At 53.5% G+C, this 18,657-nt stretch carries 17 protein-coding genes and 1 pseudogene; 15 read left to right on the forward strand and 3 right to left on the reverse strand.

Features of this window, described 5'->3' with window-relative positions; all coding sequences use genetic code 11:
* Positions 1-8: 8 nt before the first annotated feature.
* The 10 genes from PYW49_RS00270 to PYW49_RS00315 all read left to right on the forward strand — a co-directional run bounded on the left by PYW49_RS00270 (position 9) and on the right by PYW49_RS00315 (position 8,880).
* On the forward strand, positions 9-803 hold the full coding sequence (locus tag PYW49_RS00270) for a metal-dependent hydrolase (protein ID WP_045284990.1): 795 nt from the start codon (positions 9-11) through the stop codon (positions 801-803).
* A gap of 297 nt (positions 804-1,100) precedes the next feature.
* Positions 1,101-2,534: a PTS glucose transporter subunit IIBC gene (ptsG, locus tag PYW49_RS00275; protein ID WP_134349843.1), complete on the forward strand. Its 1,434-nt coding sequence runs from the start codon at positions 1,101-1,103 to the stop codon at positions 2,532-2,534.
* Positions 2,535-2,792: 258 nt separating this feature from the next.
* Positions 2,793-3,152, forward strand: a complete 360-nt coding sequence (gene hinT / locus PYW49_RS00280; RefSeq protein ID WP_006809243.1) for a purine nucleoside phosphoramidase — start codon at positions 2,793-2,795, stop codon at positions 3,150-3,152.
* 1 nt (position 3,153) lies between these two features.
* The gene (locus tag PYW49_RS00285) at positions 3,154-3,528 is read left to right on the forward strand and encodes a YcfL family protein (RefSeq protein WP_134349844.1); all 375 of its coding nucleotides are present in this window, start codon (positions 3,154-3,156) and stop codon (positions 3,526-3,528) included.
* A 10-nt stretch (positions 3,529-3,538) separates the two neighbouring features.
* Positions 3,539-4,186, forward strand: a complete 648-nt coding sequence (lpoB, locus tag PYW49_RS00290; protein WP_134349845.1) for a penicillin-binding protein activator LpoB — start codon at positions 3,539-3,541, stop codon at positions 4,184-4,186.
* Complete coding sequence (gene thiK / locus PYW49_RS00295) at positions 4,167-4,991, forward strand: thiamine kinase (RefSeq protein ID WP_320385299.1); 825 nt, start codon at positions 4,167-4,169, stop codon at positions 4,989-4,991. The genes lpoB and thiK overlap by 20 nt, the downstream gene beginning before the upstream one ends.
* A gap of 11 nt (positions 4,992-5,002) precedes the next feature.
* Positions 5,003-6,028 (forward strand): beta-N-acetylhexosaminidase, encoded by a 1,026-nt coding sequence (gene nagZ / locus PYW49_RS00300; protein ID WP_063956716.1) that lies wholly within the window; start codon positions 5,003-5,005, stop codon positions 6,026-6,028.
* Between the two features lie 34 nt (positions 6,029-6,062).
* Positions 6,063-6,605, forward strand: coding sequence for an alpha/beta hydrolase YcfP (gene ycfP / locus PYW49_RS00305; protein ID WP_008500781.1), 543 nt, complete (start codon positions 6,063-6,065; stop codon positions 6,603-6,605).
* A 237-nt stretch (positions 6,606-6,842) separates the two neighbouring features.
* The gene (locus PYW49_RS00310; protein WP_320385300.1) at positions 6,843-8,147 is read left to right on the forward strand and encodes an NAD(P)/FAD-dependent oxidoreductase; all 1,305 of its coding nucleotides are present in this window, start codon (positions 6,843-6,845) and stop codon (positions 8,145-8,147) included.
* A gap of 193 nt (positions 8,148-8,340) precedes the next feature.
* The gene (locus PYW49_RS00315) at positions 8,341-8,880 is read left to right on the forward strand and encodes a glycine zipper 2TM domain-containing protein (protein ID WP_008500779.1); all 540 of its coding nucleotides are present in this window, start codon (positions 8,341-8,343) and stop codon (positions 8,878-8,880) included.
* Positions 8,881-8,939: 59 nt separating this feature from the next.
* On the opposite strand, the gene comR is transcribed toward PYW49_RS00315, so the two are convergent.
* Positions 8,940-9,575 (reverse strand): TetR family copper-responsive transcriptional repressor ComR, encoded by a 636-nt coding sequence (comR, locus tag PYW49_RS00320; RefSeq protein WP_134349848.1) that lies wholly within the window; start codon positions 9,573-9,575, stop codon positions 8,940-8,942.
* 244 nt (positions 9,576-9,819) lie between these two features.
* Here comR and bhsA point away from each other — a divergent pair, with 244 nt between their 5' ends.
* The 5 genes and pseudogenes from bhsA to PYW49_RS00345 all read left to right on the forward strand — a co-directional run.
* Positions 9,820-10,077, forward strand: a complete 258-nt coding sequence (gene bhsA / locus PYW49_RS00325) for a multiple stress resistance protein BhsA (RefSeq protein ID WP_320385301.1) — start codon at positions 9,820-9,822, stop codon at positions 10,075-10,077.
* Between the two features lie 1,011 nt (positions 10,078-11,088).
* Complete coding sequence (locus tag PYW49_RS00330) at positions 11,089-12,471, forward strand: type VI secretion system Vgr family protein (protein ID WP_320385302.1); 1,383 nt, start codon at positions 11,089-11,091, stop codon at positions 12,469-12,471.
* Positions 12,472-12,523: 52 nt separating this feature from the next.
* A complete protein-coding gene (locus tag PYW49_RS00335) occupies positions 12,524-13,165 on the forward strand; it encodes a hypothetical protein (RefSeq protein WP_320385303.1) in 642 nt (213 codons plus the stop codon).
* A complete protein-coding gene (locus tag PYW49_RS00340; RefSeq protein ID WP_320385304.1) occupies positions 13,165-13,503 on the forward strand; it encodes a hypothetical protein in 339 nt (112 codons plus the stop codon). Before PYW49_RS00335 ends, PYW49_RS00340 begins: the two co-directional genes overlap by 1 nt.
* A gap of 384 nt (positions 13,504-13,887) precedes the next feature.
* A pseudogene (locus PYW49_RS00345) lies at positions 13,888-14,025 on the forward strand (IS4 family transposase); the annotation flags it as partial.
* Positions 14,026-14,067: 42 nt separating this feature from the next.
* On the opposite strand, the gene ldtC reads toward PYW49_RS00345, so the two are convergent.
* Both ldtC and mfd read right to left on the reverse strand, forming a co-directional pair.
* The gene (gene ldtC, locus PYW49_RS00350; RefSeq protein ID WP_320385305.1) at positions 14,068-15,033 is read right to left on the reverse strand and encodes a L,D-transpeptidase LdtC; all 966 of its coding nucleotides are present in this window, start codon (positions 15,031-15,033) and stop codon (positions 14,068-14,070) included.
* Positions 15,034-15,183: 150 nt separating this feature from the next.
* Entirely contained in the window at positions 15,184-18,630 is a 3,447-nt protein-coding gene (gene mfd, locus PYW49_RS00355) for a transcription-repair coupling factor (RefSeq protein ID WP_320385306.1), read from the reverse strand.
* Positions 18,631-18,657 lie beyond the last annotated feature (27 nt).

The following is an 18,657-nucleotide window of genomic DNA, read 5'->3' on the forward strand; positions in this document are numbered from 1 at the left end:
GAGACATTATGTTTTTAGTCGACTCACACTGCCATCTTGATGGCCTGGATTATCAATCTCTGCATAAAAACGTGGATGACGTGCTGGCGAAAGCCGCTGCCCGCGATGTGAAATTCTGCCTTGCGGTGGCGACGACGCTGCCGGGCTATCGCACGATGCGTGAGCTGGTGGGCGTTCGCGATAACGTGGTGTTCTCCTGCGGCGTGCACCCGTTGAATCAGGACGAGGCGTACGACGTTGAGGACCTGCGCCGACTGGCAGCGGAAGAGGGCGTGGTGGCGATGGGCGAGACCGGGCTGGACTATTTCTACACGCCGGAAACCAAACCGCGCCAGCAGGAGTCCTTCCGCCATCATATCCGCATTGGCCGCGAACTTAACAAGCCGGTCATTGTTCATACCCGCGATGCGCGTGCCGATACGCTGGCGATCCTCCGGGAAGAAAACGTGACGGATTGTGGTGGCGTACTACACTGTTTCACAGAAGACAGAGAAACAGCGGGTAAACTGCTTGATTTAGGGTTTTATATTTCGTTTTCTGGGATCGTGACGTTCCGTAACGCAGAGCAACTTCGTGATGCTGCGCGCTATGTTCCGCTCGATCGCATTCTGGTGGAAACAGACTCTCCTTATCTGGCTCCGGTACCGCATCGCGGTAAAGAGAACCAACCGGCCATGACGAGAGACGTTGCGGAGTACATGGCCGTGCTTAAAGGCGTCAGTATTGAAGAACTGGCCCGCGTCACCACGGAAAACTTCTCTACGCTGTTCCATATCGACCCCGCCCGCCTGCAATCTGTTTGATACACCTGTTTTTTTTAGGCTCGTAATTAATAAATAAAACGAGTAAAGTTCACCGCCTCATTTGGGGCGGTGACGGTGTTTTTAGACACATCCGGACATGCTTTTTGTAAATAACTGAAAGTTTTTCGACCGCCTTAAGCTGAAACGTGATAGCCGTCAAACAAACTCAGAGGGAATTATTTTACTCTGTGTAATAAATAAAGGGCGCTTAGATGTCCTGTCCACGGCACGGTACTCCCCCCGGGCCAATGCGTGAAAGCGTAAAAAAAGCACAAATACTCAGGAGCACTCTCAATTATGTTTAAGAATGCATTTGCTAACCTGCAAAAGGTCGGTAAATCGCTGATGCTGCCAGTATCCGTACTGCCTATCGCAGGTATCCTGCTGGGTGTCGGTTCTGCAAACTTCAGCTGGCTGCCAGCCGTAGTGTCCCACGTGATGGCCGAAGCAGGCGGTTCTGTTTTTGCTAACATGCCGCTGATCTTCGCGATCGGTGTGGCGCTGGGCTTCACCAATAACGATGGTGTATCTGCTCTGGCTGCAGTGGTTGCCTATGGCATCATGGTGAAAACCATGGCTGTGGTTGCGCCGCTGGTTCTGCATTTACCGGCAGAAGAGATCGCCGCGAAACACCTGGCGGACACCGGTGTGCTGGGCGGTATCATCTCCGGTGCGATTGCAGCGTATATGTTTAACCGCTTCTATCGCATCAAGCTGCCTGAGTATCTGGGCTTCTTCGCGGGCAAGCGTTTCGTTCCGATCATCTCTGGTCTGGCAGCGATTTTCACTGGCGTGATCCTGTCCTTCATCTGGCCACCGATCGGCTCCGCTATTCAGACCTTCTCTCAGTGGGCTGCTTACCAGAACCCGGTTGTCGCGTTTGGTATCTACGGCTTCATCGAGCGTTGCCTGGTACCATTTGGTCTGCATCACATCTGGAACGTTCCATTCCAGATGCAGATTGGTGAATTCACCAACGCAGCAGGTCAGGTATTCCACGGTGACATCCCACGTTACATGGCGGGCGACCCAACTGCAGGCAAACTGTCTGGCGGCTTCCTGTTCAAAATGTACGGTCTGCCGGCTGCTGCGATTGCCATCTGGCACTCTGCTAAGCCAGAGAACCGTGCAAAAGTGGGCGGTATCATGATCTCCGCAGCGCTGACCTCGTTCCTGACCGGTATCACCGAGCCGATCGAGTTCTCCTTCATGTTCGTTGCGCCGATCCTGTACATCATCCACGCTGTACTGGCGGGCCTGGCATTCCCAATCTGTATCCTGCTGGGTATGCGTGACGGTACGTCCTTCTCTCACGGTCTGATCGACTTCATCGTTCTGTCTGGTAACAGCAGCAAACTGTGGCTGTTCCCAATTGTAGGCGCGTGCTATGCCGTTGCGTACTACACCATCTTCCGCGTGCTGATCAAGGCACTGGACCTGAAAACACCAGGCCGTGAAGATGCGTCAGAAGACAGCAAATCAGCCGTTACCAGCGAAATGGCTCCGGCCCTGGTTGCAGCGTTCGGCGGTAAAGAGAACATCACTAACCTGGACGCGTGCATCACTCGTCTGCGTGTTAGCGTTGCTGACGTCGCAAAAGTTGACCAGCCGGGTCTGAAAAAACTGGGCGCAGCAGGTGTTGTTGTTGCAGGTTCGGGTGTACAGGCAATCTTCGGTACTAAATCCGATAACCTGAAAACCGAAATGGATGAGTACATCCGCAGCAACTAAGTTGTGACCTGGGGAGACTAAGGCAGCCGAATGGCTGCCTTTTTTATTGCTGCGGTTTTTTATGTCTCAAAAAACATCACCAGGACGCAAGAGCGGTCACTCTTCATCCAGCTGATAAACATTCAGGAAAGAAATCGGGGGAGAAGGTTGAAAGGACAGGAGAAACTCGCTCATACTCTTGAATTGTGTCATGCACTCATCCGAGAGTGTGCCAACAGCGGACGCATCGCACCAGACTAAACAAATAAGGAAAAGGTCATGGCTGAAGAAACGATTTTCAGTAAAATTATCCGTCGCGAAATCCCGTCGGATATCGTCTATCAGGATGAACTGGTGACGGCTTTCCGGGACATTTCCCCTCAGGCCCCGACGCACATCCTTATCATTCCCAATATTCTGATTCCTACCGTAAACGACGTAAAAACCGAGCACGAAGTGGCGTTAGGTCGTATGCTGACGGTGGCCGCGAAAATCGCTGAACAGGAAGGCATTGCGGAAGACGGTTACCGTCTGATCATGAACTGCAACCGTCATGGCGGGCAGGAAGTTTATCATATTCACATGCATCTGCTGGGTGGACGTCCTCTGGGGCCGATGCTGGCACACAAAGGTCTTTAACATGCTTAAAGGGCGTATTGCAGCGCTGGTAATGACGATGATGATCGTAGGGTGCAGCTCGCGCCCGGCGATCCCCGTGAATGATGAACAGACGCTGGTGATGGAATCTTCCGTGCTTGCTGCGGGCATCACGGCGCAGCAACCCGCGTTGACCATCAGTGAAATTAACTCGTCAGCCTCCTCTACGCTCTTCAATGAAAGACATGATCCAGTGACGGTCCACTACCGTTTTTTCTGGTATGACGTAAGAGGTCTTGAAATGCATCCGCTGGAGGCGCCGCGCAGCGTCACTATTCCGGCAAGGTCGTCGGTAACGCTCTATGGCAGCGCCAATTATCTGGGTGCGCATAAGGTGAGGCTTTATCTATATCTCTAAGGGGTGAATCTTGATTAAAAATTTGAGCCGCTATGCGCTCGTGACAGCTTTCGCTCTGTTTCTGGCAGGGTGTGTGACGCGTACTGAACAGCCTGCGCCTGTGGAAGAGGCTAAACCGGGCACTGAACAGCCGACGCAGCCAGCGCAGCCGCAGCCAACCGTGCCATCTGTGCCGTCTATTCCGTCACAGCCTGGACCAATTGAGCATCCGGACCAGACTTCGCAGCCCGCGCCGCGCGTGCGCCATTACGACTGGAACGGCGCAATGCAGCCGATGGTGGGTAAAATGCTGCAGGCACAGGGCGTGACGGCAGGCAGCGTGCTGTTAGTCGACACCGTGAACAACCGTACCAACGGTTCGCTTAACGCGGGCGAAGCGACGGAAACCCTGCGCAATGCCCTGGCAAATAACGGTAAGTTTACGCTGGTCTCGGCTCAGCAGCTCGCGGTAGCGAAACAGCAGCTGGGCCTGTCGCCGCAGGATAGCCTCGGCACACGTAGCAAGGCTATCGGTATTGCCCGTAACGTTGGCGCACAGTATGTGCTGTACTCTAACGCCACCGGTAACGTGAATACGCCAGCCCTGCAGATGCAGCTGATGCTGGTTCAGACAGGCGAAATCATCTGGTCAGGTAAAGGTGCGGTTACGCAACAATGACAGCACGCGTGAAGAGATTCTGACACGCTATTTTCCTCAGTATCGCCTTATCGCGCCGCAGGCCCACACCGGGCTTGGCGGCGCGAGTTGCATTATAGCGCAGGGCGAACACCGTCTGGTCTTACGGCAGAATCACGATCCCTTTGCGCCTGCTTCCCATTTCCGTAGACAGTTTCGTGCCCTGAAACGTCTTGCGTCAGATCTCGTGCCTGAACCCCGTTTTTTCAGACAGGGCTGGATGGCCGTCGAGTATCTGGAAGGTGAGGTTAAAAGCGCGCTGCCGGACACCCCAGAGCTTGCGGCAATGCTGTATCATTTACACCGGCAGCCACATCTGGGATGGCGAATCACGTTATTCCCGTTGCTTGAACACTACTGGCAGCAAGCCTTGCCTGACAGACGCACCCCAACGTGGCTGGCACATCTTAAACGGTTGCGTAAAGCGGGCGAGCCACAGCCGATCCGGCTCTCACCGTTGCACATGGATGTTCATGCCGGAAATATTGTGCATACGTCAGCGGGTATCAGGCTTATCGACTGGGAATATGCCGGGGACGGCGATGTGGCGCTGGAGCTGGCGGCAGTCTGGACGGAGAGTGACGCCGCGCGGCAGACGCTCATCAGGAACTATGCCCAGGCGGCAAAGATTGACGTCGATGCGCTGACGCGTCAGGTCAGGCGCTGGCGTCCCTGGGTCGTCATGTTAATGGCCGGCTGGTTTGAAATGCGCTATCAGCAGTCCAGAGACAAACAATTTATTGCGCTGGCAGACGATGCCTGGCGTCAGTTACAAACTAAAGGATAAGAGAGGTGGATGTGGGTCCAGTCATGTTGGATGTAGAAGGGTTTGAGCTGGATGCGGAGGAGCGTGAAATTCTGGCGCATCCGCTGGTGGGTGGCCTGATCCTGTTTACCCGCAACTATCACGATCCGGCGCAGCTGCGTGAACTGGTGCGCCAGATCCGCGCCGCGTCGCGCAATCATCTGGTGGTGGCCGTCGATCAGGAAGGCGGACGCGTGCAGCGTTTTCGTGAAGGGTTTACCCGCCTGCCGGCAGCCCAGTCTTTTGCCGCGCTGTTAGGCACGGAAGAGGGTGGAAAACTGGCGCAGGACGCCGGCTGGCTGATGGCCAGTGAAATGATTGCCATGGATATCGACATCAGTTTTGCCCCGGTTCTGGACGTGGGGCATATCAGCGCCGCGATTGGCGAACGTTCATACCATGAAGATCCGCGTATTGCGCTGGCAATGGCGACCCGGTTTATCGACGGCATGCATGATGCAGGGATGAAGACCACCGGAAAACACTTCCCGGGCCACGGGGCGGTGACGGCGGATTCCCACAAAGAGACGCCGCGCGATCCGCGCCCTGAAGCGGAAATTCGTGCCAAAGATATGTCGGTTTTCCAGTCGCTTATCACTGATAACAAGCTCGATGCCATTATGCCTGCGCATGTGATTTACAGCGACGTAGATCCGCGTCCTGCCAGCGGCTCTCCGCACTGGCTGAAAACCGTTCTGCGCCAGGAGCTGGGTTTCAATGGCGTGATTTTCTCCGACGATTTATCGATGGAAGGGGCGGCGATTATGGGTAGTTACGCAGAACGCGGTCAGGCGTCACTGGACGCTGGTTGCGATATGATCCTGGTCTGCAATAATCGTAAAGGTGCCGTTAGCGTGCTGGATAACCTGTCGCCGATCAATGCAGAGCGTGTTACACAATTGTATCATAAAGGTTCATTTAGCCGTCAGGAGCTGATGGATTCGGCGCGCTGGAAGACGGTCAACGCCCGGCTTGAAGACCTGAATGAGCGCTGGCAGGCACATAAAGCCAGCCTGTAAACCCTCCCGGAAGGCGTAGCGTGGTGAGAAGACGATGATCATCTATTTACACGGTTTTGACTCTAACAGTCCTGGTAATCATGAGAAGGTGCTGCAGCTGCAGTTTATCGATCCGGATGTACGGTTGATCAGCTACAGCACGCGCCATCCGAAGCATGATATGCAGCATCTGCTCAAAGAAGTGGACAAGATGTTGCAGCTCAACGTCGACGATCGCCCGTTGATTTGCGGCGTGGGGCTGGGCGGCTACTGGGCCGAGCGGATTGGCTTCCTGTGCGACATCCGCCAGGTCGTGTTCAATCCTAACCTTTTCCCGAACGAGAACATGGAAGGCAAAATTGACCGCCCGGAAGAGTATGTCGATATTGCAACCAAGTGCGTCAGCAATTTTCGGGAGAAAAACCGCGACCGCTGTCTGGTGATCCTGTCGCGTAACGATGAGGCGCTCAACAGCCACCGGGCTGCAGAACTGTTGCATCATTACTATGAGATCGTCTGGGACGAAGAACAGACCCACAAGTTTAAGAACATCTCTCCGCACCTGCAGCGTATCAAGGCCTTCAAAACGCTGGGTTAAACCCCTGAAGCAGGTCCAGAAGCCCGGACGCGAAAGCGTACCGGGCTTTCTTTTTGACCAGAATTGTCTACTTTTACGCCATCAAAACTTGATGCATATCAATTTTGGTATGACCAATGCGCCTGACGTGTTATTCTCAATGCACCTGAATGGTTTCAGTGCTGTAACCTGTTGTTAATTAAGGGTTATTTTTATAACTTTTAATTAACAATTGGTTAATAATTTGAGGGGGTCACGTTGACTACGCCATTGAAAAAGATAGTGATTGTAGGCGGTGGTGCTGGCGGGCTGGAGCTGGCTACACAGTTGGGCAAAAAGCTGGGTCGCGGTAAAAAAGCCAAAATTACGCTGGTGGATCGTAACCACAGCCACCTGTGGAAACCGCTGCTGCACGAAGTGGCGACCGGTTCTCTGGACGAGGGCGTGGACGCGCTCAGCTATCTGGCGCACGCGCGCAACCATCACTTCCAGTTCCAGCTGGGCTCGGTGGTGGACATCAACCGTGAAAGCAAAACCATTACCCTGGCAGAGCTGCGCGATGAAAAAGGGGAACTTCTGGTCCCTGAGCGCAAACTGGCGTATGACACGCTGGTCATGGCGTTGGGCAGTACCTCCAATGATTTCAACACGCCTGGCGTGAAAGACCACTGTATCTTCCTCGATAACCCGCACCAGGCGCGTCGTTTCCATCAGGAAATGCTGAACCTGTTCCTGAAGTACACCAGCAATATGGGTGCGAACGGTAAGGTGAATATCGCTATTGTCGGCGGCGGTGCGACGGGCGTTGAGCTGTCCGCTGAACTGCACAATGCGGTGAAGCAGCTGCACAGCTACGGCTATAAAGGGTTAACCAACGACGCGCTGAACGTGACGCTGGTTGAAGCTGGTGAACGTATTCTGCCTGCTCTGCCACCGCGTATTTCCGGTGCGGCGCACAATGAACTTACCAAACTGGGCGTGCGGGTGTTAACACAAACCATGGTGACCAGCGCCGACGAAGGTGGCCTGCACACCAAAGATGGCGAGTACATCAAAGCGGATCTGATGGTCTGGGCGGCAGGTATTAAAGCACCTGACTTTATGAAAGAGATCGGTGGTCTGGAAACGAACCGCATCAACCAGCTGGTGACGGAGCCGACGCTGCAAACCACCCGTGACCCTGAAATCTTTGCTATCGGCGACTGCGCTTCCTGTGCGCGTCCTGAAGGAGGCTTCGTGCCGCCGCGCGCGCAGGCGGCGCATCAGATGGCAAGCCTGGTTCTGCACAACATTCTGGCGCAGACCAAAGGTAAGCCAATGAAAGCCTATGTCTACAAAGACCACGGTTCTCTGGTATCGCTGTCTAACTTCTCTACCGTCGGCAGCCTGATGGGCAACCTGATGCGTGGCTCGATGATGGTAGAAGGGCGCATTGCACGCTTCGTGTATATCTCTCTGTACCGTATGCACCAGATCGCGCTGCACGGCTACTTTAAAACCGGGCTGATGATGCTGGTGGGCAGAATCAACCGCGTGATCCGCCCGCGTCTGAAGCTGCACTAATCTTTCACTCCCTCCGGGCCTTCCGGAGGGAGTTTTTAGCATATCGTGCTGCAGATAACAGAATGCGTGCTTAAGAGTTCTCCTAAATAGAATGTATCCCCCCTCAACGCCCCTTTTTTAATCCTTTATCTGATTGGCGAAGCCGTACCTCCATTGCAAAATTGTTACCAATAGCAACAAAGGAGGAAGTCCCGTGAATAAATCAATGTTGGCGGGTATAGGGATTGGCGTCGCGGCTGCGTTAGGTGTGGCTGCCGTTGCCAGTCTGAACGTATTAGATCGCGGCCCGCAGTATGCACAGGTAGTTTCTGCTACACCGATTAAAGAAACTGTGAAAACCCCTCGTCAGGAGTGCCGCAACGTCTCCGTGACTCACCGCCGTCCGGTTCAGGATGAAAACCGTATTGCCGGCTCTGTTCTGGGTGCGGTAGCAGGTGGGGTCATTGGTCACCAGTTTGGTGGTGGCCGTGGTAAAGATGTGGCGACCGTGGTCGGCGCGCTGGGCGGTGGCTATGCCGGTAACCAGGTGCAGGGCGCGATGCAGGATAACGATACCTACACTACGACTCAGCAACGCTGCAAAACCGTTTATGACAAGTCGGAAAAAATGCTGGGTTATGACGTGACGTACAAAATTGGCGATCAGCAGGGCAAAATCCGCATGGATAAAGACCCGGGCACGCAAATCCCTCTGGATGGAAATGGCCAGCTGGTTCTGAATAACAAAGTGTAAAAAAGATGTTCTCTGAATTTAGCTCCTCATGCGCTCAGGCTGAGGAGCTTTTTTTTGCTTCAGATTTTAAGTAGCTCAGGCCACAGCCGCAGCGTGGTGTCGCTAATATTCTGCAGTTTTTCCAGCGTGGCTCCTTCACGGGCGCTGATCGACATCCCCTGCAAAATACAGCTCAGGTACTGCGCCAGCACCTGAGGGTTACAGTGTGCAGGGATTTCACCGCGCTGCTGGCGCTGAGCCAAAAACGCGCTCAGCGTCTCCTCCTGCATGGCATGACGCGATTTCACCGTATTGGCGATCTCTTTAGACGACGCCGCAAGGGTAGCAGAGGTGTTAATCATAAAGCAGCCCGCAGGCGTGTCTTTACTGGTGAAGCAGGTTGCTACGGCGGTGAAGTAGTCTCGCAGAGCCTGTTCAACGCTTTTCTCTTCACAAAAAAGCTGGGCTTCGTGTTTCGCCGCAAAGCGCGAAATGTACCTGTCCAGCACTGCCCTGAACAGCCCCTCTTTATTGGTAAATTCAGCATACAGCGTAGGCGCTTTGGCTCCGGTGGCTTCTACCAGATCGGAAAGCGAGGTCGCTTCATACCCATGTTGCCAGAAGAGAGTCATGGCCTTATCAAGCGCTGCATCCCTGTCAAACACTTTTGGTCGGCCACGGCTTTTCTTAGCACAACTCGTGACATCGGTTGTCATTTGCCGTTGGTCCTCTGTTGGTTTGTTGAATAACCATTATAAAAATAAACGCAAGGCACCACCAGCGCTGAATGCTTAAAAATAAATTAATCATATGAGTATGAAAAATAACGACTTTAATATTAAGTTAATGCTCGTTATAAAATTATGTTGACGCGTGAGCTGGATCACATTTATGATTTACCTATCGATCGTTAACTAAATGGCTAACGACCTCCAAATTCATCTGCTAAAGGTAAACATCATGAAAAACGTAAAAAACCTCATCGCTGCCGCCGTTCTGAGCTCACTCTCTTTCGCAAGCTTTGCTGCTGTTGAAGTGCAATCTACCCCAGCTGACCAGCATAAAGTCGGGACTATCTCCGCATCTGCTGGGACTAACCTCGGTTCGCTGGAAGATCAGCTGGCACAAAAAGCGCAAGAGATGGGTGCGAAATCTTTCCGTATTACCTCTGTGACCGGTCCTAACACGCTGCACGGCACGGCTGTAATCTACAAATAAGCCGGGCATAAACCCTCATTTATGCCACTGCAATAAAAAACGCCCTGCATATGTGCACTAATGCAGATCGTTTAAGAACACTTGAACGATCCTGCCAATAAGAGACAATCTGGGTTCAGCCCCTCTGAACCCGGATTTTTTTACGACTGAACACGATATGGACTTCGTTGCGGATGCTTTCCCGTCCAAACTGGATACCTTTTCCCGCTCTCTGTAAGCGTCCAGCGAGAGCCGTCTGGTCATAATCTGATGCATCCGACAACATGGTGTCCACCAAATAAGTGGTGGGAATCAGCGTGTCAGATATGCAGAAAAATGTGACTCACGGCAGGCGAAAAGGCTACCCTGATTATTCTCTTGAGTTTAAGCAGCAGCTCGTTGCCTCCTCCTGCGAACCCGGGATACCGGGACGGATTTTATCCTCATATACTGGTGGCCGATAAACTCCCGCTTACGTAAACTGCCGTATATTCTTATCAGGCGGCGAACCGGTTTAATATTTATTGCGGTTCGCCAGGGAAGGTCGATTTATATCAGGAAAAAGGGCCGAATACCCCTTCAACGGTGGTTCTTGAATATCTGATTATGCTTTCACAGGAAAAACGCGTCGTCCATATTGTTGTTACGGCCTGTCAGACGCGGGCGATACCCTGTATAAACGCTCCCGTGTCATACACGGCTGTACCTACCTGGAAGGCGGTAAATGACGGGATGTCTTTACCCCGATCCGCGAGAATTTATTACCCACCCGGCGGGCTTTGTTCCTTTTCCAGTATTGTTATATATGGGGCGGGTATTATTCCCGGTCTTTTCTTATTTATGGTGTGAATGTTTTTGTTTTATTTATCTTTAAACTGAATGATATGTATTTTGTAACATCCTGTGATGTGTTATGGAATGACGTTTCAATCAAAGGTCTGTAAGCGTATTATTTTTTAATGAATAGTCATTCTTTATCAGGAATATTTGACGATGGCAGGACAATCAGACACAGTTCAACAACAGGATACCTTGAATCGTTATTTATTGTACTTTCCAAGAAGTAAAACTGTTTCGCCGGATGTTCACTCTTTTACCGGGGAAGAAGAACTCAGTAAGCCCTACCGCTACACCATCCGCTTTACCAGCCCAACACCGAACATAGCAATCAACGATGTCCTCAATCAGAGGGCGGAATTTATTCTGCGTGCTCCGAATACGAAAGCAGGCTGGCATAATCAGGATCCCTGGCTGCCGGTGCGCCAGATTAACGGCGTGATCACGTCGTTTTCCCGTCTGAAGTCGTCCGCAGATGAAGCCCTGTATGAGTGTGTGCTGGAGCATGAACTGGCGCTGCTGGACCGGAACTACCGTTCAGCCGTGTACATGGACATGACGGTTCCTGGGCTCGTTACGAAGTTAATGAAAGACAGCGGCCATTTTCAGGGTCACAACGTCGATTTTGACCAGCTGAGCCACAGCTACCCCAGCCGTGAAATGATTATTCAGTGGAAAGAAACCGATCTCCAGTTTATCCGCCGCCTGCTGGCCGAGGTCGGGATCTGGTTTCGCTTTGAAAATCACGACAGGGTACAGGGCGAAACGGTGGTGATTTTCGGTGATGGTGGTCGCCGCTATGTTTTCAGCAATAAACAGCTGCCATACGTCCGCCATTCCGGCATGACCAGTCATGAAGAGTATGTAACCGAACCCGAAGAGCAGTACCAGCTCATCCCCGAAAATGTACTGGTCCGCACCTATAACTACCGCGATCCGTTTTCCCCACAGGCGGATAAAACCATTGCAGGGAACGACATTCCTGACGGGATAACCCGCGGAAAACAGTACCACTACGCCGATCACTTTCTGGCTGCAGGTGACTTATATGGCGAGGAAGCTGAAACGGCAACGTTCTACGCGCGCCTGCGCTATGAGCGCCTGCTGAACAAACAGAGTGTGCTGGGGATGACAACCAGTGACCCGGAAATGCTGCCGGGCGTGATGTTTCACCCGACAGGGGATATTCCTGACGGGTTTAAGCCCGGATTTCTTGTGACCACCATGACGCTATCCGGCAGCCGTGCAGAGCATTATCGCGCCATCCTGAAGGGTATCCCTTATCTGAACGGCTACAGCTTCCGTCCGGACTCTCTGCCACGCCCGGTGATAGCCGGTACGGTGCCCGGCCGTGTGGCGGCTATTAATCGCGATCCCACCTATGCCGGAGTCGATGCGCAGGGCCGCTACCGCGTGAAGTTTGATTTTGATCTCGATGAAAAACGTGACGGCTTTGAAAGTGCGCTGATGCGTCTGGGCAGGCCGTACGGCGGGGATGTGTTTGGCTTTCACTTCCCGCTGTTGGACGGCACAGAAGTGGCTGTAGCCTTTGAAGGCGGCGAACGGGTATGTCGTTGAACGCCTGTTTATCTGTGTAGATTTGCATTCTGAAGAAGGGGAATGCAAGTGGATGGAGAATGTTACCGCGCTTCTCCTGACGAATTACTACATTAAAACGGAAGGAGAAAAACCTGTTTATCTTTATCAACCTATGACGGGGGTTATTGACGTTGAAAGAGCAGTACCTGTTTATCTGCGTGCGGAGGCTGTCAGCAAACCCAAACAGATCTGGTATACCGGTTTATCGCGCACAGAGAAGTATCCGCTGCTGGAAGTGCTGGACGAAAAAAAAGTCGTGCCGGATCGACTGGAGCTTGAAATGTCACTCGGTGAGCATTCTGCAGGGTATCCGTGGCTGGCGCTGGCGCTGGCATCAGATGCAGTGGTGTATGCACAGGGCGACCAGTTTGTGGCGGCATCCGATCAGAAAAAGTTTTCTGTTACGGCGGTATCGTCCAGATTAACCCATCAGCCCGATTATCCGGCAGAAAAAATGTACACTCCACCGTGGTCTTCCGCCGGAATATCAGGAATGATGTTATTTTTCGCTGTTATATTAACTATGTGTAGTTTCAGCGGTAACGAGGGTAAAGATATTTCTGGCTGGTTCCTGGTTATTCTGTTTGTAATATTCACTGGATTGATGACGGCTGCGGGAATATTTATCACCTGGCTACATGGTGATAAGGCTTACCAGCACATGGGGATGTAATGATGAATGAACTAATCGCTCTGATTTTACCTCATAAAGCTGTATTTTATTATGATGGTTTAGCCCTCGGTGTAATACTTGCGTTAATGGCAGTGTATATTGATTTGTCTTTTGATTACAGAAACAAAAAACACTGGTGTATGCACAATAAATTACAGTCATTGAAAGATTCTCCGCAAATCTACCAGTTATATATGTCGATACGAATCCCTTCCCGACGGACATATTATGCTAGTGTGCCATTGAAATTTTTCACAGATTATAAGGTATTTTTAATGATGTTGACTATGTATCTGGGAGTTACTGTGTTAACCATGTCTTATGTTATATATCATTGATAGATGTACAGGCTTTGTGCCCGCTGTCTTTACATATCTGAAACAGTAGACTGAATAACTTTTAGTTCTTTGATATTTTCCTGAATCAGCGTTAGTGCGGCTTCTGCCTGGTCGGGATCTCGCTTCTGGTTGTTGTGCCAGGCGTAAGCGTACAGCGTGAACCGTCTGGTCATAATCTGAAGCATCCGACAAAGTGGTGTCCACCAAATAAGTAGTGGGAACCAAAGTGTCAGATATGCAGAAAAATATGACTCCCGGCAGGCGTAAAGGCTGCCCTAACTATTCTCCTGAGTTTAAACATCAGCTCGTTGCCGCCTCCTGCGAACCCAGAATATCCTGGTGTCCCAGATACGGGTCTGTGGCAAAGGTGCGACGGGAAATATCCCTAAGCACCTGAAAGGAATGAGAGAAAATGTAAAAGCCTTCATCCTGCCAGCAAAAAGAAAGCACCGACGATACGATCGTTCGGTGCTTTATGTGCCGCCTAAATATCCGTTCAGCTTTAAGTCACGTGAGGCTTAAGTGAACGGCATTACTGCTTAGCAGGGCGTTTTTCTTTCTGTATTACAGCGGCTGTTGGACGACATCGTGATGTCGGGTGACATCAGTCGGCATGCCTGAACGGGCTTCCATTGCGCGCTCCATGACTGTGCCATCGGTATTCGCATTCGTTTTGAAGCTCACCATTGCGGCATTCAGATTAATGGGTAATGTCTGCGGGTCATCGCCTAAGTTTTTCGATAACGGCTGGTGAATTTCAACTAGCCGCACGCCGCCGGGCTCCTCAGAAACTTTAATCGGCGTATTAATAATATTTACTTTGGTCCCCGGCGTAACGACGTTAAATAGCGTTTTGATATCGTCATCGCGCAGACGAATACAGCCGGAGCTGACGCGCATGCCGATGCCAAAATCCGCATTCGTTCCATGCAGCAGATAGACCCCACCGTAAGCCGCCAGGCGGATCGCGTGGTGTCCCATCGGGTTATCCGGGCCTGCCGGCACCACGGCGGGGAGGTCAATGCCCTGTGCTTTATAACGGGCACGAATATTAGCCGTCGGGGTCCAGGTTGGGTTCGCGCGTTTATCCGAGACGGTGGTGACCATCGTCGGCGTTAGCGTGTCGCCGCCCAGCTGGCCAATCCCGATAGGGTAGACGGTCACTTCATTTTTACCCGGCGGGTAATAATAGAGACGTAGCTCTGCAAGATTGATTACCATCCCCTCGCGCGGGGCGTCCGGCAGGATAGTTTGTAACGGGATGGTCAATACGCTGCCCGCGCGCGGGACGTACGGGTCGACGCCAGGGTTAGCCTGCAGCAGAGCCAGAAAACCGACGTTATATTTTTTGGCAATCGCTTCCAGAGAACCGCCGTTGTTTTCAACGACATGAAAGCGGTTTTCCCCCACAACCTTGCTGCCGGGCGGTGGAAGTGGCCAGGTGTTTGCACGAGCGGGAAGCGCAACCGCAACGGTCGCTGCCAGCGCAAACAAGGTCATCCAGCGGGTAAAACGCGAAGAGGTCATCATCACCATAGTCCATATAAATGATAAGGTTATTGTTTTATAAGGCGTTAAAGATAATTATGGCGAATGGGTGTGTCGGGAAGATCGGGTGAAGTGCAAAGAGTTTGTAAATTGTCCCCCCGGTAGCACGGTGCTAACGGGGGGAAAGGCTGGCTACGCGATCGCGTTCTCTTCCAGCTGACGCATAAAGTTGCGCACCCAGTCCATACGGTTTTTGCGCTCAGTCAGTTCCTGGGTAAATTTCAGACGCGTTGGACCATCCAGACGGAAATGCTGCGGCTGTTTTTGCAGCAGACCAATCAACCACACCGGGTTGACGTGGTTCTTCTCGGCGAATTCAATCACGCCGCCTTTTTCGTTGCCTTCAAGCTTCCGAATGCCGAGCTTCTGTGCCTGCTGGCGCAGGCGAGCGATATCCAGCAGATTTCTCGCCGCATCGGGCAGCAGACCAAAGCGATCGATCAACTCAACCTTGATCTCTTCCAGCTCGTTTTCCTTCTTCGCACTGGCGATGCGCTTGTAGAACGACAGTCGGGTATTCACATCCGGAATGAAATCGTCCGGCAGCAGAGAAGGCATACGCAGCTCGACCTCGGTCTGCTGGCTGGTCAGATCTTCCAGCGACGGCTCGCGTCCGGCCTTCAGGGCATCAACCGCGTTTTCCAGCAGCTCCATATAGAGCGAGAAGCCGATGGTCTCCATCGAGCCGCTCTGGTCCTCACCCAGCAGTTCACCGGCGCCGCGGATCTCGAGATCGTGTGTCGCCAGCGCAAAGCCTGCGCCGAGATCTTCCAGCGAGGCGATGGCTTCCAGACGCTTTTGCGCGTCGGTGGTCATCGCTTTCGGATGCGGCGTCAGCAGCCAGGCGTAGGCCTGATGATGCGAACGTCCGACGCGGCCGCGCAGCTGATGGAGCTGCGCCAGACCGAAGTGATCCGCGCGTTCGATGATAATGGTATTTGCCGTCGGGATATCAATACCGGTTTCAATGATGGTGGTGCACACCAGCACGTTAAAGCGCTGGTGGTGGAAATCGTTCATTACCCGTTCCAGCTCGCGCTCGCGCATCTGCCCGTGGCCGATAGCAATGCGCGCTTCCGGTACCAGCTCCGCCAGCCGATCTGCCGCTTTCTGAATATTTTCCACGTCGTTGTAGAGGTAGTACACCTGCCCCCCGCGCAGCACTTCACGCAGAATGGCCTCACGTACCACCAGATTATCGTACTCGCGAACAAAGGTTTTTACCGCCAGACGGCGTGCCGGCGGCGTAGCAATAATCGACAGATCGCGCATGCCGCTCATCGCCATGTTCAGGGTTCGCGGGATCGGCGTTGCGGTCAGGGTCAGGATATCGACGTCGGCGCGCATCGCTTTGATGCGTTCTTTATGACGTACCCCGAAGCGGTGCTCTTCGTCGACGATCAGCAGCCCCAGATCTTTCCACTTCACATCGCTTTGCAGCAGCTTGTGGGTGCCGATCAGAATGTCGATTTTACCCTCGCAGGCCTGTTCCAGAATCTGCGTCTGTTCTTTGGTGCTGCGAAAACGCGAGAGCATCTCGATACGTACCGGCCAGTTGGCGAAACGGTCGCGGAAGTTGTCAAAGTGCTGCTGAGCGAGCAGGGTGGTCGGCACCAGCACCGCCACCTGCTTGTTGTTTTCAACCGCAAGGAAGGCGGCGCGCATCGCTACTTCGGTTTTACCAAAGCCGACGTCGCCGCAGACTAAGCGGTCCATTGCCAGCGGCTGGCACATATCGCTTAGCACGGCGTTAATGGCCTGAGCCTGATCCGGCGTGGTTTCAAACGGGAAGCTGTCGCAGAACAGCTGGTACTGTTCTTTATCATGCTTAAAGGCGAAGCCCTCTTTGGCCGCGCGTTGCGCGTAGATATCCAGCAGTTCGGCTGCCACGTCGCGCACTTTTTCCGCGGCTTTCTGGCGCGCGCGCGCCCAGGCATCTCCGCCCAGCTTATGCAGCGGCGCATTGTCTTCGGCACCGCCCGCATAGCGGCTGATGAGGTGCAGGGAGGAGACCGGGACATACAGTTTGGCGTCGTTAGCATAGGTCAGCATCAGGTATTCACCTTTGATACCGCCCGCTTCCAGCGTGGTCATCCCTTGATAACGCCCAACGCCGTGCTCCAGGTGAACAATCGGCTGGCCCGGATGCAGCTCGGCCAGGTTCCGGATCAGCGTGTCCGGATTGATGGTACGACGGCTGTCCTGGCGGCGACGCGCGACGCGCTCACCGAGCAGGTCGCTTTCGCAAATCAGCGCCAGGTTGTTGAGCGTATCAATAAACCCGTGCTCGGCTGCGCCAATCATCAGGTAACGACCGTTTCCGGTCGCCTCGCTCAGACGCAGGATGCGCTTCGGCGCAACTTTAATGCGCCCCAGCAGTTCACCTAAAGCTTCGCGGCGGCCTTCACTCTCAACGGAGAACACCACCGGCCCGGTAAAGGATTCCAGGAACTTGCGCAGATTATCCAGCGGTGATTTCTGCTGTGCCTGAACGGCCAGGTCCGGCAGCGTCCGGAAGGCGAGATTGGTGTTGGCAGCTTTATCGGCAAGCGAATCGGTTTTGAGCTGCAGTCGCGGCCAGCGCTTCAGCTCGGCGTTGAGCTCGTCGGTACGCAGCCACAGCGCTTCCGGCGGCAGCAGCGGACGCATCGGGTCAACGCCCCGGTTTTCAAAGCGGGCGCGGGTTTCGCTTTCAAAGCGGCTGGCGCTGGCGTCGATATCGCCGGTGTTAACAATCAGCGTATTCGCCGGGAAGTAGCTGAACAGGGCAGGCAGCGGCTCGTTGAAGAACAGCGGTTGCCAGTATTCGATCCCGGCAGGAAGCGTGCCTTTGCTGACCTGCTGGTAAATATGTTCGGCGTCGCGCTTCACCTCGAACTTATCGCGCCACTGGCTGCGGAACAGTTCGATAGCGGTTTTGTCCGTCGGGAACTCATGCGCGGGCAGTAAATTGATGGACTCCACTTCTTCCAGCGTGCGCTGCGTGTCGGCGTCGAATACGCGCAGACTATCGATTTCATCATCGAAAAAGTCCAGACGATACGGCTGGTCGCTGCCCATTGGGTAAAGGTCGAGCAACGCGCCGCGGGTTGCGTATTCCCCGTGCTCCATTACCTGGTCGACGTGGCGATAACCGGCACCATCAAGCTGCGCGCGCAGGGCATCGCGGGACAGGCGCTGGCCTTTTTTCATCACCAGCGCGTGGCCGTGCAGATAGCTGTGCGGACAGACGCGCTGCATCAGGGTGTTCACCGGAACAATCAGCACGCCGCGCTGCATGGTCGGCAGCTGATAGAGCGTCGACAGGCGCGAGGAGATGATCTCCTGATGCGGAGAGAAGCTGTCATACGGCAGTGTTTCCCAGTCGGCCAGGCTGAACACCAGGCTATCGGTGAACTGGCGAATTTCGTCGTGCAGGCGCAGGGCGTTTTGCATATCCGGGGCAACCAGTATCACCGGGCCAGGATGGCGCTCGGCGATTTCCGCCACCAGCGTGGCGCATGCCGCGCCCGTGAGTTCACCCAGCTGGCGCTGGTCGCCCGCTTTGACAGGTAAGGAATAACGATAGTGTTCAGGCATGGCTATGTCAGAGTCTCTTATGGATAT

The organism is Enterobacter chinensis, assembly GCF_034008295.1.
Lineage (GTDB): Bacteria > Pseudomonadota > Gammaproteobacteria > Enterobacterales > Enterobacteriaceae > Enterobacter > Enterobacter chinensis.